General features: G+C 71.5%; 17 protein-coding genes. 7 read left to right on the forward strand and 10 right to left on the reverse strand.

Features of this window, described 5'->3' with window-relative positions:
- The first annotated feature begins 377 nt into the window (after positions 1-377).
- The 6 genes from ACLQ28_RS00170 to ACLQ28_RS00195 all read left to right on the forward strand — a co-directional run bounded on the left by ACLQ28_RS00170 (position 378) and on the right by ACLQ28_RS00195 (position 7,593).
- A complete protein-coding gene (locus ACLQ28_RS00170) occupies positions 378-2,567 on the forward strand; it encodes a hypothetical protein (RefSeq protein WP_425684737.1) in 2,190 nt (729 codons plus the stop codon).
- Between the two features lie 23 nt (positions 2,568-2,590).
- On the forward strand, positions 2,591-3,565 hold the full coding sequence (locus ACLQ28_RS00175) for an alpha/beta fold hydrolase (protein WP_425684181.1): 975 nt from the start codon (positions 2,591-2,593) through the stop codon (positions 3,563-3,565).
- A gap of 5 nt (positions 3,566-3,570) precedes the next feature.
- Complete coding sequence (locus tag ACLQ28_RS00180) at positions 3,571-4,425, forward strand: DUF3152 domain-containing protein (protein ID WP_425684182.1); 855 nt, start codon at positions 3,571-3,573, stop codon at positions 4,423-4,425.
- A gap of 192 nt (positions 4,426-4,617) precedes the next feature.
- Positions 4,618-5,355, forward strand: a complete 738-nt coding sequence (locus tag ACLQ28_RS00185; protein WP_425684183.1) for a DUF3152 domain-containing protein — start codon at positions 4,618-4,620, stop codon at positions 5,353-5,355.
- A 122-nt stretch (positions 5,356-5,477) separates the two neighbouring features.
- Positions 5,478-6,659: an adenylyltransferase/sulfurtransferase MoeZ gene (gene moeZ / locus ACLQ28_RS00190; RefSeq protein ID WP_425684184.1), complete on the forward strand. Its 1,182-nt coding sequence runs from the start codon at positions 5,478-5,480 to the stop codon at positions 6,657-6,659.
- A gap of 103 nt (positions 6,660-6,762) precedes the next feature.
- On the forward strand, positions 6,763-7,593 hold the full coding sequence (locus ACLQ28_RS00195; protein ID WP_425684738.1) for a squalene--hopene cyclase: 831 nt from the start codon (positions 6,763-6,765) through the stop codon (positions 7,591-7,593).
- Here the strand turns inward: ACLQ28_RS00195 and ACLQ28_RS00200 are convergent.
- The 8 genes from ACLQ28_RS00200 to proB all read right to left on the reverse strand — a co-directional run bounded on the left by ACLQ28_RS00200 (position 7,577) and on the right by proB (position 13,112).
- Positions 7,577-8,092, reverse strand: a complete 516-nt coding sequence (locus tag ACLQ28_RS00200) for an SUKH-4 family immunity protein (RefSeq protein ID WP_425684185.1) — start codon at positions 8,090-8,092, stop codon at positions 7,577-7,579. The two genes, ACLQ28_RS00195 and ACLQ28_RS00200, sit on opposite strands and share 17 nt — an antisense overlap.
- A gap of 33 nt (positions 8,093-8,125) precedes the next feature.
- The gene (locus ACLQ28_RS00205; protein WP_425684186.1) at positions 8,126-8,746 is read right to left on the reverse strand and encodes a hypothetical protein; all 621 of its coding nucleotides are present in this window, start codon (positions 8,744-8,746) and stop codon (positions 8,126-8,128) included.
- Positions 8,743-9,369, reverse strand: a complete 627-nt coding sequence (locus tag ACLQ28_RS00210) for a hypothetical protein (RefSeq protein ID WP_425684187.1) — start codon at positions 9,367-9,369, stop codon at positions 8,743-8,745. Before ACLQ28_RS00210 ends, ACLQ28_RS00205 begins: the two co-directional genes overlap by 4 nt.
- Entirely contained in the window at positions 9,359-9,856 is a 498-nt protein-coding gene (locus tag ACLQ28_RS00215) for a hypothetical protein (RefSeq protein WP_425684188.1), read from the reverse strand. Before ACLQ28_RS00215 ends, ACLQ28_RS00210 begins: the two co-directional genes overlap by 11 nt.
- A 27-nt stretch (positions 9,857-9,883) precedes the next feature.
- On the reverse strand, positions 9,884-10,210 hold the full coding sequence (locus ACLQ28_RS00220; protein WP_425684189.1) for a hypothetical protein: 327 nt from the start codon (positions 10,208-10,210) through the stop codon (positions 9,884-9,886).
- 2 nt (positions 10,211-10,212) lie between these two features.
- On the reverse strand, positions 10,213-10,614 hold the full coding sequence (locus tag ACLQ28_RS00225; RefSeq protein ID WP_425684190.1) for a YbaB/EbfC family nucleoid-associated protein: 402 nt from the start codon (positions 10,612-10,614) through the stop codon (positions 10,213-10,215).
- 85 nt (positions 10,615-10,699) lie between these two features.
- Positions 10,700-11,944, reverse strand: coding sequence for a glutamate-5-semialdehyde dehydrogenase (locus ACLQ28_RS00230; RefSeq protein WP_425684191.1), 1,245 nt, complete (start codon positions 11,942-11,944; stop codon positions 10,700-10,702).
- Positions 11,945-11,954: 10 nt separating this feature from the next.
- Entirely contained in the window at positions 11,955-13,112 is a 1,158-nt protein-coding gene (gene proB / locus ACLQ28_RS00235; protein WP_425684192.1) for a glutamate 5-kinase, read from the reverse strand.
- A 13-nt stretch (positions 13,113-13,125) separates the two neighbouring features.
- On the opposite strand from proB, the gene ACLQ28_RS00240 reads away from it, so the two are divergent.
- The gene (locus tag ACLQ28_RS00240) at positions 13,126-13,440 is read left to right on the forward strand and encodes an MGMT family protein (protein ID WP_425684193.1); all 315 of its coding nucleotides are present in this window, start codon (positions 13,126-13,128) and stop codon (positions 13,438-13,440) included.
- A gap of 43 nt (positions 13,441-13,483) precedes the next feature.
- Here the strand turns inward: ACLQ28_RS00240 and ACLQ28_RS00245 are convergent, their stop codons facing one another.
- Both ACLQ28_RS00245 and ACLQ28_RS00250 read right to left on the reverse strand, forming a co-directional pair.
- The gene (locus ACLQ28_RS00245) at positions 13,484-14,704 is read right to left on the reverse strand and encodes a hypothetical protein (RefSeq protein ID WP_425684194.1); all 1,221 of its coding nucleotides are present in this window, start codon (positions 14,702-14,704) and stop codon (positions 13,484-13,486) included.
- Positions 14,697-15,260 (reverse strand): SigE family RNA polymerase sigma factor, encoded by a 564-nt coding sequence (locus ACLQ28_RS00250; RefSeq protein WP_425684195.1) that lies wholly within the window; start codon positions 15,258-15,260, stop codon positions 14,697-14,699. Before ACLQ28_RS00250 ends, ACLQ28_RS00245 begins: the two co-directional genes overlap by 8 nt.
- Positions 15,261-15,435 lie beyond the last annotated feature (175 nt).

The following is a 15,435-nucleotide window of genomic DNA, read 5'->3' on the forward strand; positions in this document are numbered from 1 at the left end:
CAGCGCCGGGACGCAGCACGGGACCGACCGGGCACGCCGACGCGACCGAGCCGCATCGGGCCGCTGACAGCTCCCGGCCAGGAGATTCGCACCGTGCCGGGGACGCGGGCCGTGCCGGGGAATCGGGCCGTGCCGGGGAATCGGGCCGTGCCGGGGACGCGGGCCGTGCTGGGGAATCGCCGGCCATCGAGCCGGACTGGTCGGGGCCGAGCTGGAACCGCCCTAGTTGGGGTGGCGGATGGGCGCCGCCCTGGTCCCGTGAGGACGACGAGCCGGCTGACGGTGCAGCCCGCGACGACTCCGCGCTGGGCTGGGCCGCCGAGCCCAACCAGCCGCACGAGCCGGTGCGGGCCGAGTCGTCCCGCCCGTACGAACCGGTGCGCGCCGATCCGCCCCACCCATACGACCTCGTCCGGGGTGAGTCCGGGTCCGAGGCCGCTCCGGGGCGCCCCGCCGACCCGACCAGCGCGCCGCCGTCCGACCGACCCTCCTGGGCCGGGTCCGAGGCGACCAGTGCACCCCGCCCGTCCTGGGCTGGCGGAGCCGACTCCGAGCCCACCAGCGCCCCGCCGGTGCGGCCGTCCTGGGCTGGGGGTTCTGAGGCGTCGACGAGTGTTCCGCCGGTGCGGCCGTCCTGGGCTGGGGGTTCTGAGGCGTCGACGAGTGTTCCGCCGGTGCGGCCGTCCTGGGCCGGGGGTTCCGATCCGGCGCCGACCAGTTCCCCGCCGACGCGCCCCTCCTGGGCCGCCAGGCAGGGGTCGGTCGACGGGCCACCCGCCAAGCCAGCCGCGTCACCTGCGTCACCTGCCACGTCGGTCGGGCCACCTGCCACCTCAGCCGGACCACCCCCGGCGCCAGCGGGGCCACCTCCCACGTTGGCCGACGCGCCACCGGCTCCGGAGGGCCCGTCCCTGGTCGCGGAGCGCTCCTCCTGGGTGGTGGGTGCGCCCACCACACCGGCGAGCACCCCCCTTGCCGATCGGCCGGATTGGTCCGAGGGTCGCATCCCCGCGGCCCCTGCCGAGCGCCCGTCCTGGGCGGCAAGCCAGTCCGCCAACATGCCCCGCGGGGGCGACGCGAGCGAGACGCCCGCCATCCCACGGCCCGAGATCCGACCGGCCGCGCCGTTCCGGCTCCGGCCGGCGTCGCCCGAATCGCCAGGGCCGACTCCTGTCGAGTCACCGCGCGCATCCGTGCCGACGAACGCCCCGTCATCCGCCGACGACACGTCGCCCTCCCTCGGAGCGGTCCCGCCACCCCCTACGGACGGGTCCGGTCGCCGCGACCGGCCCGCACCCGCGTCCACCTCGCCCTACGCGGCTCGCCGATCAGCCCCCGACCCGACGTCGCCGACCGACCCGGTCGACGACGGCCGGCAACCGGACCCGAGGGCGGTGCTGTTGCCGCAGCGCGTCCCCGCGGAGCCGGACGTGCCCGTTGTGCCGGAGCTGCCAGCCGTGGAGCCACCCGCCGAAACCCCGGAACTCGCCCGCATCGCCACCCACCTCCGGCGTGACGACGAGCCAGCCCCACTGCGGGAACGCCCCGAGGGGTTCGACGTCAACGCCATCCTCGACGCCGTTCGGGAGGTCGCCGGTGTCCGCGACGCGGCGCTGCGTCGTACCCCGGCAGGGGCACACAGCCTGCGACTGGACCTGGCCGACGGCGCCGACCCGGCTGAGGTGAGCCGACAGGTGGCCCGGCTGCTTCAGGAGCGGATGGGGTTGGCCGCCGCCCCGCAGAACGTGCCCGGCCTGCCCACCACGCCACCCCCGCCGGTTCGCCGTCGCCTGGCCGCGCCCCGACCTGCCGAGCGGCGTACTGCGGAGCCCCAAGGGGCAGCCTCGCGCGATGCCGGTGTGGACCCGCGTACCGGTGAGGTCCGGGCGGCCGAGTCGACGGCGGTCGGTCGTCCGTCAGGTGGTCGGGTGGATGCCGCACCGGCAGACCCGGAGCAGTTGACCAGCACAGACACCTCGCGCCGCCGCCGGTCGAACGCGCCGCACCGGGGTCGCGCAACAGTCGAGGAGCCGGGATCGGTCTCGGCCGCGCCGGCCGGTGCCGCAACCGGCAGCCCGGCAACGCTCGGCACGTCGTACTCCGGTGGTCAGGTGACCACGACGGAGTCGGCGCCGTCCCGACCTCTGGACACCGGCGGCATGCCGGGGCCGCGGGTGGTCATCGACCATGTGCAGGTCAGCACGTTCGGCCTGGACGCGAACGTGGAGGTCCGGCTGCTGGCCGACGGCGACAGCGCCTCCGGGTACGCCACCGGACCGGCCGTGGACGGCTACGTGCTGCGGCTCTGCGCGGTGGCGGCGGCCGCCGCCGTCGACGAGCTGCTGCGTGGCGGCGAAAACGCCGAGCGGGGGCGCTGCTTCGTCGAGCACGCGGCGGTGGTGCCGTTCGGCAACTGCGAGGTGGCCACCGTGGTGGTGCTGCTCGTCTGTGAGGGTTGGGTCGAGCAGCTCGCCGGCTCGGCTCTGGTCGCTGGCGATCCGCGGCAGGCGGTGGTCCGGGCGACGCTCGCGGCGGTGAATCGTCGGCTGGAGGCGCTGCTGTCCTGAGCGGTCCGGGGCAGACTGTATCGATGAAACCTGCCACCCTCTGGCCGGACCATCTGCTCCCCGATGACCAGGTCCCGCCGCCGTGGCCAGGCAGGGAGGTCCGCCTCGACGGCCTGGTCACGTACGTGCGGGACACCCCGGCCACCGCCACCGGTGCGGAGCCGGCGCTGTATGTGCACGGGCTGGGTGGGTCGTCGCAGAACTGGACCGACCTGGCCGGGCTGCTCGCCGACCGGCTGGACGGTCAGGCCATCGACCTGCCCGGCTTCGGCCGCAGCGAGCCGGGCCCCCGCTACACCATTGGGGCCTTCGCGGATCTGGTCGTCCGTTGGATCGAGCACTCCGGTCGGGGCCCCGTGCACCTGTTCGGCAACTCGCTGGGCGGTGCGGTCGCGGTCCAGGTCGCCGGGCTCCGGCCTGACCTGGTCCGCACTCTCACCCTGATCTCCCCGGCACTGCCGTTCCTGGATTTCCGTCGCTCTCTGCAGGGGCGGATGCTGCCGGTGCTCGTCGTTCCCCGGGCTGAACGGCTGGTCGCGCGGCGGCTCACCCAGCTTGCCCCGGAGGCGATGGCCCAGCAGGTGTTGGAGGCCTGCGTCGCCGACCTCAGCCGGATCTGCGAGCAGCGCCGGGCTGAGGCACTGGAGGAGATCCGGGTGCGCTACGAGGCGGAGCACTATGCCGCCGCGTACGTCCGGACGTTTCGCGGGTTGGTCTCCAGCTTTCTGCGGGCGTATCTGCCGGGGCCGGGCTCGCTGTGGCGCCTTGCCGCGGCGGTGCGCGCGCCGACCCTGGTGGTGGGTGGCCGACAGGATCGTCTGGTCGACGTACGGGTCGCGCCGCAGACCGCCCGCGTCATCCGGGACAGCCGGTTGATGATGCTCGACGGCGTCGGTCATGTGGCACAGCTGGAAGTTCCCCGCCTGGTTGCCCGGGCGGTGGTCGGTCTGCTCGCCGAAACGGCGGACGCCGTCAGGCGGTCTGATCTGGCAGGCTGAGCCGGATGCCCAGCTCCGCCCGCCGCCGCGTTCACCGTCAGCGACGCTTCGCACTGCTCGCCCAACTGGCGGCGGTGGTGTTGGCCGTCGGCGCGGCGGTCACCGTGATCGCCGAAGGTCCGGGTGGCCCCCTCGGTGCCGACCAGTTGGCTGCGGAGGAAATCGCCACGCTGTCGCCGTTGGTGGCCGTGCCGCTGCCGCCGTCGGCCAGCCCGTCGCCCACCGGCTCGGTCCCGTCCAGCCCGCCCCCGGTGCTGCGGGAGCCCGGTGCCGTCCCGAGCGCCGGCACGGGGGCGTTCGGTTACGACGCCCGCTCCGGCCCGGTGCTGGGTCGCGCGGGTGAGCTGCGGCGTTACCGGGTTGCGGTGGAGTCGGGCAGCGGCGAGGACGCCGCGGATTTCGCGCAGGCGGTCCAGACGGCGCTCGCCGGGCCGGGCAGTTGGGTCGACAGCGGCAGACTGCGGCTGCAACAGGTGCCGGGGGACGCGCCTCGCGACTTCACCGTCTACCTGGCCACCGCTCGCACGGCGGGTCGGATGTGCGCCGACGGTGGGGTGGACATCCGAATCGGGGGTCGGCCGTACACGTCCTGCCGCGCGCCCGGCAAGGTGATCATCAATTTGGATCGGTGGCGGCTGTCCGTGCCGCATCTCGTCTCGGCCCGTGTGCCGCTGGCGGTCTATCGGACGTACGTGGTCAATCACGAGGTGGGTCACCAGCTCGGGCACCGGCACGAGCGCTGCCCGGGTGCGGGCCGGCCGGCGCCGGTGATGATGCAGCAGACACTCTTTCTCAACGGGTGTCGGGTCAACCCGTGGCCGTACCTTGAGGGGCGCCGCTACTCCGGTCCTGCCCTCTGAAACGGTGGGCCGACCCGCCGGCCATCCACCTCCATCAGGCGTCTTGCGGCAATAGCGGCAAAAAACCGAGAAATGCCCGAATAATCTGGCAGGCTCGACGGCATGACGCCGTCGTCCCCTTACGGCCCGCCCTCGCGGCCCGACCCGTCAGGTCGGTCGGCGTACGGGAGTGCGCGTCCCGCGTTCGTCCGGATGCATCGGCGACGTCGCCGCAGTCTGTTGCTCGGCCTGCTCGTGCTCGCCGCAGCCATCGTGGTGACACTGAACCGGGGCGGCGAGCCGTCAGCCGAGACTCCAGCCACCACACAGGGCGAAATGGGCCATGGAGGTGGGGCGCTGGCGCACCCGGCACCCACCAGTTACCCGTCGGTCGGAGCGGGACGGTTCACCGCAGCCGGCGGCGAGACACCCGTGCACGGTACGGACGGGCCGCTACGCCGTTACCGGGTCACCGTCGAACGTGGCACCGGCCAGGACTCCGCCGCGTTCGCCGCCAAGGTGGACGAGGTGCTGGCCGACCCGCGCAGTTGGATCGCCTCCGACGAGTTGCGGGTGCAACGGGTGGCCGACGCCGGGGCCGCCGACTTCACCATCTACCTCGCCACCCCGGTCACGTCCGAGCGGATGTGCGCCGAGGGTGGGCTGACCACCGAGCGCTACACCTCCTGCCGTCTGCCCGGCCAGGTCATCATCAACCTGGCCCGTTGGATGGAAGCGGTCCCCGACTACGGCGCTCCGCTGGACACGTATCGCACCTATGTGATCAACCACGAGGTGGGCCACGAGTTCGGCGAGGAGCACGAGGCCTGCCCCGGCTCAGGGGAGCCCGCCCCGGTGATGCAGCAGCAGACGTACGGCCTGAACGGCTGCCTCGCCAACGCCTGGCCCTACCTCGACGGCCGTCGCTACGCGGGTGACATCGTCCCCTGATCGACCAGGTCGTCGGTTATTCCCGCTCCCGCATCGCGGACCAGTGTCGTCCCTCATGGCCGAGCAGGGCTCCCGCGAGCAACAATGGCGCGGTTCACACCGCCGATCCCGGGGAGTCCACCGTGTCGTTGCCCCCGCTCGTCGAGCCCGCCGCCGAGCTGACCGTTGACGAGATCCGCCGCTACTCACGCCACCTGATCATCCCGGATGTCGGAGTGACCGGGCAGAAGCGGCTGAAGAACGCCCGAGTGCTCTGTGTCGGCGCTGGCGGCCTCGGGTCACCCGCCCTGATGTACCTCGCCGCAGCCGGGGTCGGCACGCTCGGCATCATCGATTTCGACACCGTCGACGAGTCCAACCTTCAGCGCCAGATCATCCACGGCGTGTCCGACATCGGCCGGTCCAAGGCCGAGTCCGCCGCCGCGTCGATCCGCGAGATCAACCCCCTGGTCAACGTGGAGATCCACAACACCGCGCTGGACCGGGAGAACGTCCGGGAGATCTTCGCCCAGTACGACCTGATCGTCGACGGCACCGACAACTTCGCCACCCGATACATGGTCAACGACGCGGCGGTGCTGCTCGGTAAGCCGTACGTCTGGGGCTCGATCTACCGCTTCGACGGCCAGGCATCGGTGTTCTGGGCCGAGCACGGTCCCTGCTACCGCTGCCTCTACCCGGAGCCGCCGCCGCCCGGCATGGTCCCCTCCTGCGCCGAGGGTGGCGTGCTCGGTGTGCTCTGTGCGTCGATCGGCTCCATCCAGGTGAACGAGGCGATCAAGCTGCTGACCGGCATCGGCGAGCCGCTGGTCGGCCGCCTGATGGTCTACGACGCCCTCGAAATGGAATACCGCAAGATCAAGGTCCGCAAGGACCCGAACTGCGCGCTCTGCGGCGAGAACCCGACGGTCACCGACCTGCTGGAAGACTACGAGGACTTCTGCGGTGCGGTCTCCGAGGAGGCCCAGGAGGCGACTGTCGACTCGACCATCACCGCGTCCGAACTGAAGGACTGGCAGGACTCCGGCAAGGACATCTTCCTGATCGACGTACGGGAGCCCGCCGAGTACGAGATCGTCCGGATTCCCGGCGCCACCCTGATCCCCAAGGGCGACATCATCTCCGGGGACGCCTTTGCGCAGTTGCCGCAGGACCGGCAGATCGTGCTGCACTGCAAGTCCGGCGTCCGCTCGGCGGAGGCGCTCGCCGCCCTCAAGGCTGCCGGTTTCCGGGACGCTGTGCACGTGCAGGGCGGCGTGCTCTCCTGGATCAAGCAGATCGACCCCTCGCTGCCCACGTACTGAGCGACGACCGGGGCCGGCGGCGGGCCACTCACCCGCCCCGGCCTCGGCCGATTCTCCGAGGCGCGACGACCTTTTCGCAGGTAGCGTGACCGCCGTGGTGGACATGGACGCCGCTATCGGCTTCGTCGTAGCGCACGGGGACGCGGTCGACCGCGCTCGTCTCTCCCGGCTGCGCACCGACGCACCGGTGCCAGACGAGGTGCTCGACGCAGCCGAGGCCGGGCAGACGCCCGACGGCGGCTGGCCGGCCGTCCTGGACGGTGCCGTCGGCTCCGTCGATGCGACCTGCTTCCGCCTTGCCGAGCTGGACGACCTCGGTGCTCTCGGCCGCCCGGCGGCCCGGCACGCGCTGGACTGGCTCGCCGCCCGCCAGTTGCCCGACGGCGGCTGGGACGAGGACCCGTCGCTGGCCGACCTCGCCCCGGAGTGGGCGCGCCCGGGTGACCCGGAGGCCCGTCTCTACCTCACCGCCAACGCCGGCTTCTGGCTCACCGTGGGCGGGCTGGACGCCCGGGCCGCCGGGCCGCTGGACCACCGGGTCGGCGGGTCGTACGCCGGGGTGGTGCAGGCCGCCGCGCAGGCGCTCGCCGTGCAACTCGCCCCGGATGGCAGGTGGCCATCCTTCCTGCCCGCCGGTTGGCTGAGTGCGGCCGTGCTGCACCGGCAGGAGATGTACTACGAGTCGGCGCTGATCCAGGCGGTGCTCGCCGAGCGGATCCCGCAGATGTCCCCGGCGGACGTGGCCTGGCTGGCCGGGACGCTGCGCCGGGTCGACGTGGGCGAGGAGCACTGGTTGCTGGTCGCGGCCCGCGAGCGGCTCACCAAGACCCAGCGCAGCGACGGCGGCTGGGACAGCGACGACGGTCACCAGTTTGATGTGCACACCACGCTGCGGGCCATCCGGGCCTGCCGGGTGGTCACTTCAACTGGCTGATCACCAGCGGCCACCAGCCGTCCGGGGCGAACGCGGCCGGATCGATGCTCTCCAGCACCGTCCGCAGCGTCTCGGCCCGCTCCGCCCGACCCGCCTTGCCCTCGTCCGCTTCGACGAAGAGCGCGAACTGGTAGAGGAACTCGACGAACGTGCGGAAGCTGCTGTTGACGCCCTGGATGTCCTTCTGGTTCAGATCGAACTGGAGGATTTCGCCGTTGCCCGGGTCCAGCACGTAGAGCAGGTCGGGGTTGTCGGCGACCGCGCCCACCACGATCAGCCGGATGTCCAGCGAACCGTCCTCGGTGCTCAGCTGCATGGTGTCGTACAGCTCGATGTCGTCTTCGAGGAACGCGGTGTAGACGACCGCCACGTCGAGCGGAATCTCGTCGCCGGCGGGGAGCAGGTCGGGGCTGAAGCCCCCCTCCAGCCACGCCTCACGCGGGTACGGGATGAGCTCGTCCTCGTGCCACAGGGCACGGAACCGGGGGTCAGCGGCCATGACGATCCTTCGCGGTCACAGGAGTCGGGTCGGTCAGGACGACAGGCCGGCGGTGATCAGCAGACGCCGCCAGTTGTCGGCGTACTCTCCGGCATGCCGGCCCTTGCGGAGCCGCTCATCGCGGACTCCGGGGCCGAGGACGGTCGCGACCAGGTCGGGGTAGCCCGGACCGAGCACCCGCTCGTTGAAGAACGTGGCGATGTCGGGGGCGAGGACCGTGTATTCGACGTCGTCGTCCGGGTGCTCGTACTGGAACATGTAGGCGTCCGGCTCCATCCAGTAGACCTCGAGGTCCTCGATGTCCAGGAAGATCGCGGCGCCGCCCGGGATCTCGCTGCGCAGGCCTCGCGGAACGCTCCACATCTCGTGGCCGATGCCCAACGGGCTGCCCATCGGGTCGTCCGGGTCGACGGTGTAGGCGCTCCAGGCCGCCGGGCTGGTGATCTCCGCAGGGGGTCTGAACCGGAAGTTGTCGCCCTCCACCCGGCCGAAGAGACTGTAGAGCTCCGCGACGCCGGGCAGGTCGGGGAGGGACTCCAGCGGAGTCGGCCCCTCGATGACGACGCCGAAGCCGTGCTCGGCCTCCAGGCGCGTGAGCAGCGCCAGCTTGTCCCGGATCTCAGCCAGTGCAGGGGTGGCGTCGGGGCTGCTCACTCGGCAATCCACTTCACGATGATCTTGGTGCCCTCGGGGACGTCCCGCAGCGCGACGGAGATGTCGCTGCCGATCTGGCGGTTGGTCCAGGAGTCCATCAGCCTGAGATTATCGTACGCATCCTCCCCGTCCATCTGCAGCTCCTGGATGTGATCCGGGTCGACGCCCTGGCCGCGGGCGGTGATCCCCCCTCGCTGGCCCGCGTAGAGGCGATCCACCAGGGACTTGTTGGCCAGGTACTTGTTGGTCTCCCGGGTGCCGTGCTGCTGGGTCAGCTTCTTGTTCTTTGTCAGCTGCCGGAGCACCCGCTCGCGGAACACGTTCGTCCGGGTGCGGGTTTTGCCGGTCCTGCGGTCGTAGACCGTGTTGCTCGTCCGGTCCGACTTCGCCTTGGACAGCTTGCCCTCCTGACCGAGCCGGACCAGATCCTTCGCCTTGCGGTCGAAGTCCCTCTTGTCGAAGTCCGGCCGGTATTTCAGAACCAGCACCGCGGGCCCGTCGACCTTGGCGTTGGTGGTCTTCGCGGTCCGGAAGACCTCCGCGTTTTCCAGGAACGCCGAGACGATTCTCGCGCCCTTCGGTGTGGTCTGCCGCGTTGGGGCGTCGCGCTTCTTACCCCCCATTGAGCACCGTGTCCACCGCCATGCCGATCAGCTGGTCGATGATCATCCCGGTAATCATCTTGAAGATCGGGATCTCCAGCAGCGACGCCCCGAAGGTGACCACCGCGGTCGCGATCGCCTGCGCGATCTGGATCGCCAGCAGGATGAGCTGCACGATCACCTGGATTTTCAACGCCAGCACGATGCCCGCCCCGGCCATCAGCCCGATGGCGATGATGTTCGTCGGGTCGGTGGCGTCGGCGATGTTGCGGGCGGCCGACTCCCCGTCGTTCCATTCTTCGGCGAAGGCGGTGAAGCTCTCGCCCCGGTTGGTGTCCAGCACCGTTCGGGCGGCCGACTCCAGCTGGGCGACCGAACCGTTGATCCGGTCGGCCATGCCGGTCCACTCGCCGGCAAGCTGGAACAGGGCGGTCTCGTCCGACTCCGGCCAGTCATAACCGATCATCGAGAGCAATGACACGAGTTCACCCGGAAGCGTCAAGCCCACGGCGACTCCTTTCCCCGTGCGGCGGGCTCAGCTGCCGAGCTTGCCGAGAATTGACTGGAAGATGTCGGTGACGCCCTCTTCGACGGCCCGGTACCCGTCCGCCATCGAATGCAGGCCGGCGGCGTAGTTTTCCAGCTCGATGAGGTTGGTGCTGAGGCACTCGGTCAGCCCGTCCACGCAGGCCTGGTGGGCAACGCCGAGCAGCATCCCGATATCGTCGCCGCCGAAGGCCTGCGCGTAGCTGCCCACCGCCGCCTGGAACGCCTCGAATGCCTGCCCGACCTGCTCCTTGGCCTGGACCAGCTCCTCAGCTCCGCGGCGCACCGAGTCGACGTCGACGTCCAGCGGGTCCATCGTCAACTCTTCCCGTGCAGTTTCCGCATGGTCTCGCTGACCGCGAGGCTGATCTCCCGCATCTGCCGCAGGCCCTGGTCCTGGAGCCGCTCCACGGTGGCGGTCATCGCGGCCAGGTCGGGCATCGGCTCCGTCGGAGCCTCCGCCGCGGCCTGGCCGTCGAGGGCGGCGTTCACCGCCCGACGGAACTCCTCGGCGAGCTGTTCCGAGCCCTCGCGGAGCAGTCGGGGATCAAGGTCGACGGCGCTGACCCGCCCGTCGCTGCCGACGGTGACCCGGAGCCGCCCGTCGGCTGCCTCGCCCACCGACTCGATGAGTTCCGGGGGCGCGACGGTGCGGCTGACATCCCGCAATGCGGCCCGTGCCTGCGCTAGTTGGTCTTCCAGCGCCTTCTCGCCCAGCATGTCGCCTCCCCGGACTAACCGTGCCGAACCAACCTCAGACTAGTGACCCGGCACCTCCCGGCGAGACCCCGTCCACCGAGGACGATCAACCGCGCAGGTGCCCGTCCCCGGTGACCACGTACTTCGTCGAGGTCAGCTCGGGCAGGCCCATCGGGCCGCGGGCGTGCAGCTTCTGCGTGGAGATGCCGATCTCCGCGCCAAACCCGAACTCGCCGCCGTCGGTGAAGCGGGTCGAGGCGTTCACCATCACCGCAGCCGCGTCCACCCGCGCGACGAATTCGCGGGCCGCGCCCGCGGAGTCGGTGAGGATCGCCTCGGTGTGCCCGGTGCCAAAGCGGCGGATGTGTGCGACCGCCGCGTCCAACGAGTCGACCACCGCGACCGAGATGTCGGCCGACAGGTATTCGGTGGCGAAGTCCTCCTCGGTGGCCGGGACCACGGCGGTGGAGTATGCGGCCACCTCGGGCGAGCCGTGCACGGTCACCCCGGCCTCGGCGAAAGCGGCAAGCATCGGCGGCAGGAACGTGTCGGCGACGCCCGCGTGCACCAGCAACGACTCCGCGGTGTTGCAGGTGGACAGGCGTTGCGTCTTGGCGTTCAGCGTCACCGCGACGGCCTTCGCCACGTCCGCGGCGGCATCCACGTAGACGTGGCAGTTGCCCACCCCGGTCTCGATCACCGGCACGGTCGACTCCTCGACCACGGTGCGGATCAGCGACGCGCCACCGCGCGGGATGAGAACGTCGACCAGCCCTCGGGCACGCATCAGCTCCTTGACCGAGTCGCGGGAGCTGGCGTCGAGCAACTGCACCGCGTCGGCCGGCAGCCCGGCCTCGGCGACCGCGTCACGCAGCACGGCGACCAGCGCGGCGTTGGAGTGCGCGGCCGAGGACGACCCGCGCAGCAGCGCCGCGTTGCCGGACTTCAGGCAGATCCCAGCGGCGTCCACTGTCACGTTCGGCCGCGCCTCGTAGATGATGCCGACCACCCCGAACGGCACCCGGATCTGGCGCAGCTCCAACCCGTTGGGCAGAGTCGAGCCGCGAACCACCTCGCCGACCGGGTCGGGCAGCGCGGCCATCTCACGCAGCGCGTCGGCGATGCCGGCCACCCGGCCCGCGTCGAGGGCGAGCCGGTCCAGCACGGCCGCGCTCAGCCCGGCCTCCCGGCCGGCCGCCAGGTCCGTCTCGTTCGCGGTCAGGATCTCCGGGGTACGCGCCACCAGCGCATCGGCCATCGCTACCAGCGCGGCGTCCTTGACCGTACGCGTGGCCACGGCCAACTCCGCAGCCGCGTCCCGCGCCCGTCGCGCCTGCTCGGTCACGCTCATCATCGGCTCCTTAGAGCAGTACGAGGTCGTCGCGGTGGACGACCTCTCGTTCGTACGCCGGGCCCAGCGCTGCGGCGAGTTCGGACGTGGAACGGCCGAGTAGCCCCGGCAGCTCCACCGCGTCGTAGTTGACCAGCCCTCGGGCGACCGATGCGCCGGCGGTGTCCACCAGGTCCACCGGGTCACCAGCGGTGAACGTGCCGTCCACGGCGGTGATGCCGGCGGGCAGCAGCGACTTGCGCCGCCCGACGACGGCGGCCACCGCGCCCGGGTCGAGGTGCAGCCGCCCCCGGGGCGAGGTGGCGTGGGCCAGCCAGAACAGCCGGGCCGTCGGGCGTTGCCGCTGCGGGTGGAACAGCGTGCCGACCGGTTCGCCGGCCAGGGCCGGCGCGGCCAGGTCGGCGGCGGTGAGCACCACCGGGATGCCGAAGCCGGTGGCGATCCGGGCGGCCTCGACCTTGGTCACCATGCCGCCGGTGCCGACGCCGGACCGGCCGGCTCCGCCGATGGTGATCCCGGCGAGGTCCGCGTCGTCGCGAACCTCCGAGATCCGGGTCGAGTGCGGTTTGGTGGGGTCGCCGGTCCAGAGGGCGTCCACGTCGGAGAGGAGGACCAGCAGGTCGGCGTGCACCAGCGCGGCCACCAGGGCGGCCAGCCGATCGTTGTCACCGAACCGGATCTCCTGGGTGGCAACTGTGTCGTTCTCGTTGACGATCGGCACCGCCCGCAGGTCGAGCAGCTTGCGCAGCGTCCGGTACGCGTTGCGGTAGTGCGCCCGCCGGGTCACGTCGTCGACGGTGAGCAGCACCTGCCCGACGGTGCGGCCGTGCCGGGCGAAGCTGGCCGCGTACCGGCCGATCAGTAGCCCCTGCCCGACGCTGGCGGCGGCCTGCTGGGTGGCCAGGTCGCGCGGGCGTCGGAGCAGCCCGAGCGGGGTGAGACCGGCGGCGATCGCGCCGGAGGACACCAGCACCACCTCGCGCCCTTCGGCGGTGAGCCGGCCGAGGGTGTCGACCAACGCGTCGACGCGCTCGTCGGCCAGCCCGCCACTGGCGGTGGTCAACGAGGAGGATCCGATCTTGACGACGACCCGCCGGGCCGTCGTGACTGCGTCGCGCACCCGACCATTCTGCGTGGTCGCGGCCGCACCGCCCGGCGGCGTTCCCATATGGTGGCGGATTGTGACTCCTGACGAGTACGTCGAGGCGGTGCTCGACCTGGTCGAGCGGATCCCGGAAGGCCGGGTGATGTCGTACGGGGCGGTCGCCGACGCCCTCGCCGAGCGCTCGGGTCGCGCCTCGGCTCGGCTGGTGGGCACCATCATGGCCCGGCACGGCGGCTCGGTGCCCTGGCACCGGGTGGTGACCTCCGCCGGCCGGCTGCCGCCGGGGCACGAGCGGGAGGCGCGGGCCCGTCTGCGCGCCGAGGGGGCGCCGCTGCGTGGCGAGGGCGTGAACATCGCGGCGGCGGGTTGGTCTCCGGACGAGGGAATGTAGGGCGATGCCCCGCCCCAGCAGGGGCGGAGCACCGCAACGTTGTTCAGAGTGCGATGGGCAACCGCACCGCTGTGTCGTCCCCCTTCAGATCGGGCCAGGAGCGGTCCTGGGCGTCGCAGTGGAAGACGCGGAAACTTGGCTGCGTGGCGTAGGGTCCTGGCTTGGCAGGCACCAGCTGGACGAACGTGTAGCGGCGCGATTCACCAGCTGGCACCCCAGGTAGCAGGCACGACGGTTCATCGGCCTGCGGCGGCGGATCCGGATCGCACCGGGACCAGTCCCCACCCGCCCGCTCACCGCCGGCGATGACGATGGAGTGGAATGCGACCTGGGCGGCGTCGAGTGGTCCGGCGTTGGTGACCGTGAAGACGGTGGTGAGCTTGCGTCGAGTGTCCGCACCGGGGACGTCGACCAGCTCGTAGGTCATCTTCAGCTTCAAGTCGGTGAGCCGGGGGTCCGTGCCGAATTTCGTAGGGCCGTCGGTCTGGCTGAACCGCTCCCCGTTCCACTCATACGTCCGCACCTGCTCCCGGCGCCAGTGCACCGGTGTGCCGCAGCAGGGCACGATGTCGGCCACCCGCACCTCGACCGACCCGGTCGAGGTGATCTTCACGGCGCGGATGTCCTGGAAACCGTCACCGGTCTGGACCACTCTGCCCAGCGTCACGATCCGGCCGTCCCGGTCTCGGTCGAAGGCCACCAGCTGCTTCGCCGACGCCTCGCCGTACCGGCAGGAGACGATGGCGACGGTCTCGACGGCGCCGTCGCCATCGAGGTCGCCGTACCTGAACGGGTCCTCCGCCAACTCCGACACGTAGACCGTCGTCGTGTTGGTCCGGAGCCGAACCTTGGCGGTGGCGCAGCCGCCCTCCATCTCGCCCGGCTGCCAATTCGGCAGGTCGACCCGTGCGGAGAGCAGTTGCGCCCGACTGATCCGCCCGTCCGGGGCGGTGGGGGTGGTGCTCGGCGACGGTGACCCGGTCGACGGCGACGGCGTCGGCGGTGCCCACGTGGACGAGGGCGTCGGTGTGACGGACTCCGCCGGCACTGGCGGAGTCCGGTCGTCGTCGTTCAGCGCGGCGTTGGCGACGACGGGGGCCACCACCAGGACAACCGCCGCGACGGCCACGGCCACTGCGGTCATTCGCCGGCGCCGACGAAGGAGTTGCCGGGCCTGGTCGGGGCCAGGGCCGGTGACCCGGGTGACCACATCATTGCGGTACGCGGCGAGTCGCTCGCGCAGCAGCGGGTCGAGGTCAGACATCGCGCACCCCCTCGGTGTTCTCGTCGAGCAGCCCGGCCAGGGCCGTCCGGCCGCGGTGCAACCAGGACTTCACGGTGCCCTCGGCCACCCCTTCCTGGGCGGCGATCTGACTGACCGACAGGTCGGCCAGGTAGTGCAGGATGACCGCCCGGCGATGGTTGGCGGGCAGTTGCGCCAGCGCCGCGTCGATCGCCACCCGGTCGGGGGTCGGGCCGGCCACCTCCGCGTCGGTGGGCCGCTGCCGCAGCAGGTGGTTGCGAGCCGTACGCAGGCGTCGCCAGCGGCTGCGGGCCAGGTTCCAGGCGACCCGGCGGACCCAGGCCACCGGGTCGTCGTAGCGGACCAGGCGGTCCCAGCGGGCCAGCGCTCGGTAGAACGCCTCCTGGGCCAGATCCTGCGCATGGCCCAGATCCCCGGTGTACGCGCACAGTTGGGCGGTCACGCTGCCGAAGTGCGCGTGGTAGAAGTCGTCGAAGGTGATCGTCGCCTCGACCACCGCACCGGCTGTTCGTGCCGCCGGTGGCTCATTGGCGCGGGCCCCCATCGTTGCTGTCACTGCCCCTCCCCGTCGCCGCCAGGCTCGTCTGCCCTTGGCGCTGGTAACACTCCGAGACTGGGTTGACGGTTGCGGGCTCCGCTGCCGCCTACCTGACTGTTCGGGATGTCCGCAACAGACGGGCGGGTTGATCGCCGGATGAAGGGATGTGACCTCCGACATGACGTGAGTAACG

It is taken from the genome of Micromonospora sp. DT201 (genome assembly GCF_049841575.1).
Lineage (GTDB): Bacteria > Actinomycetota > Actinomycetes > Mycobacteriales > Micromonosporaceae > Micromonospora.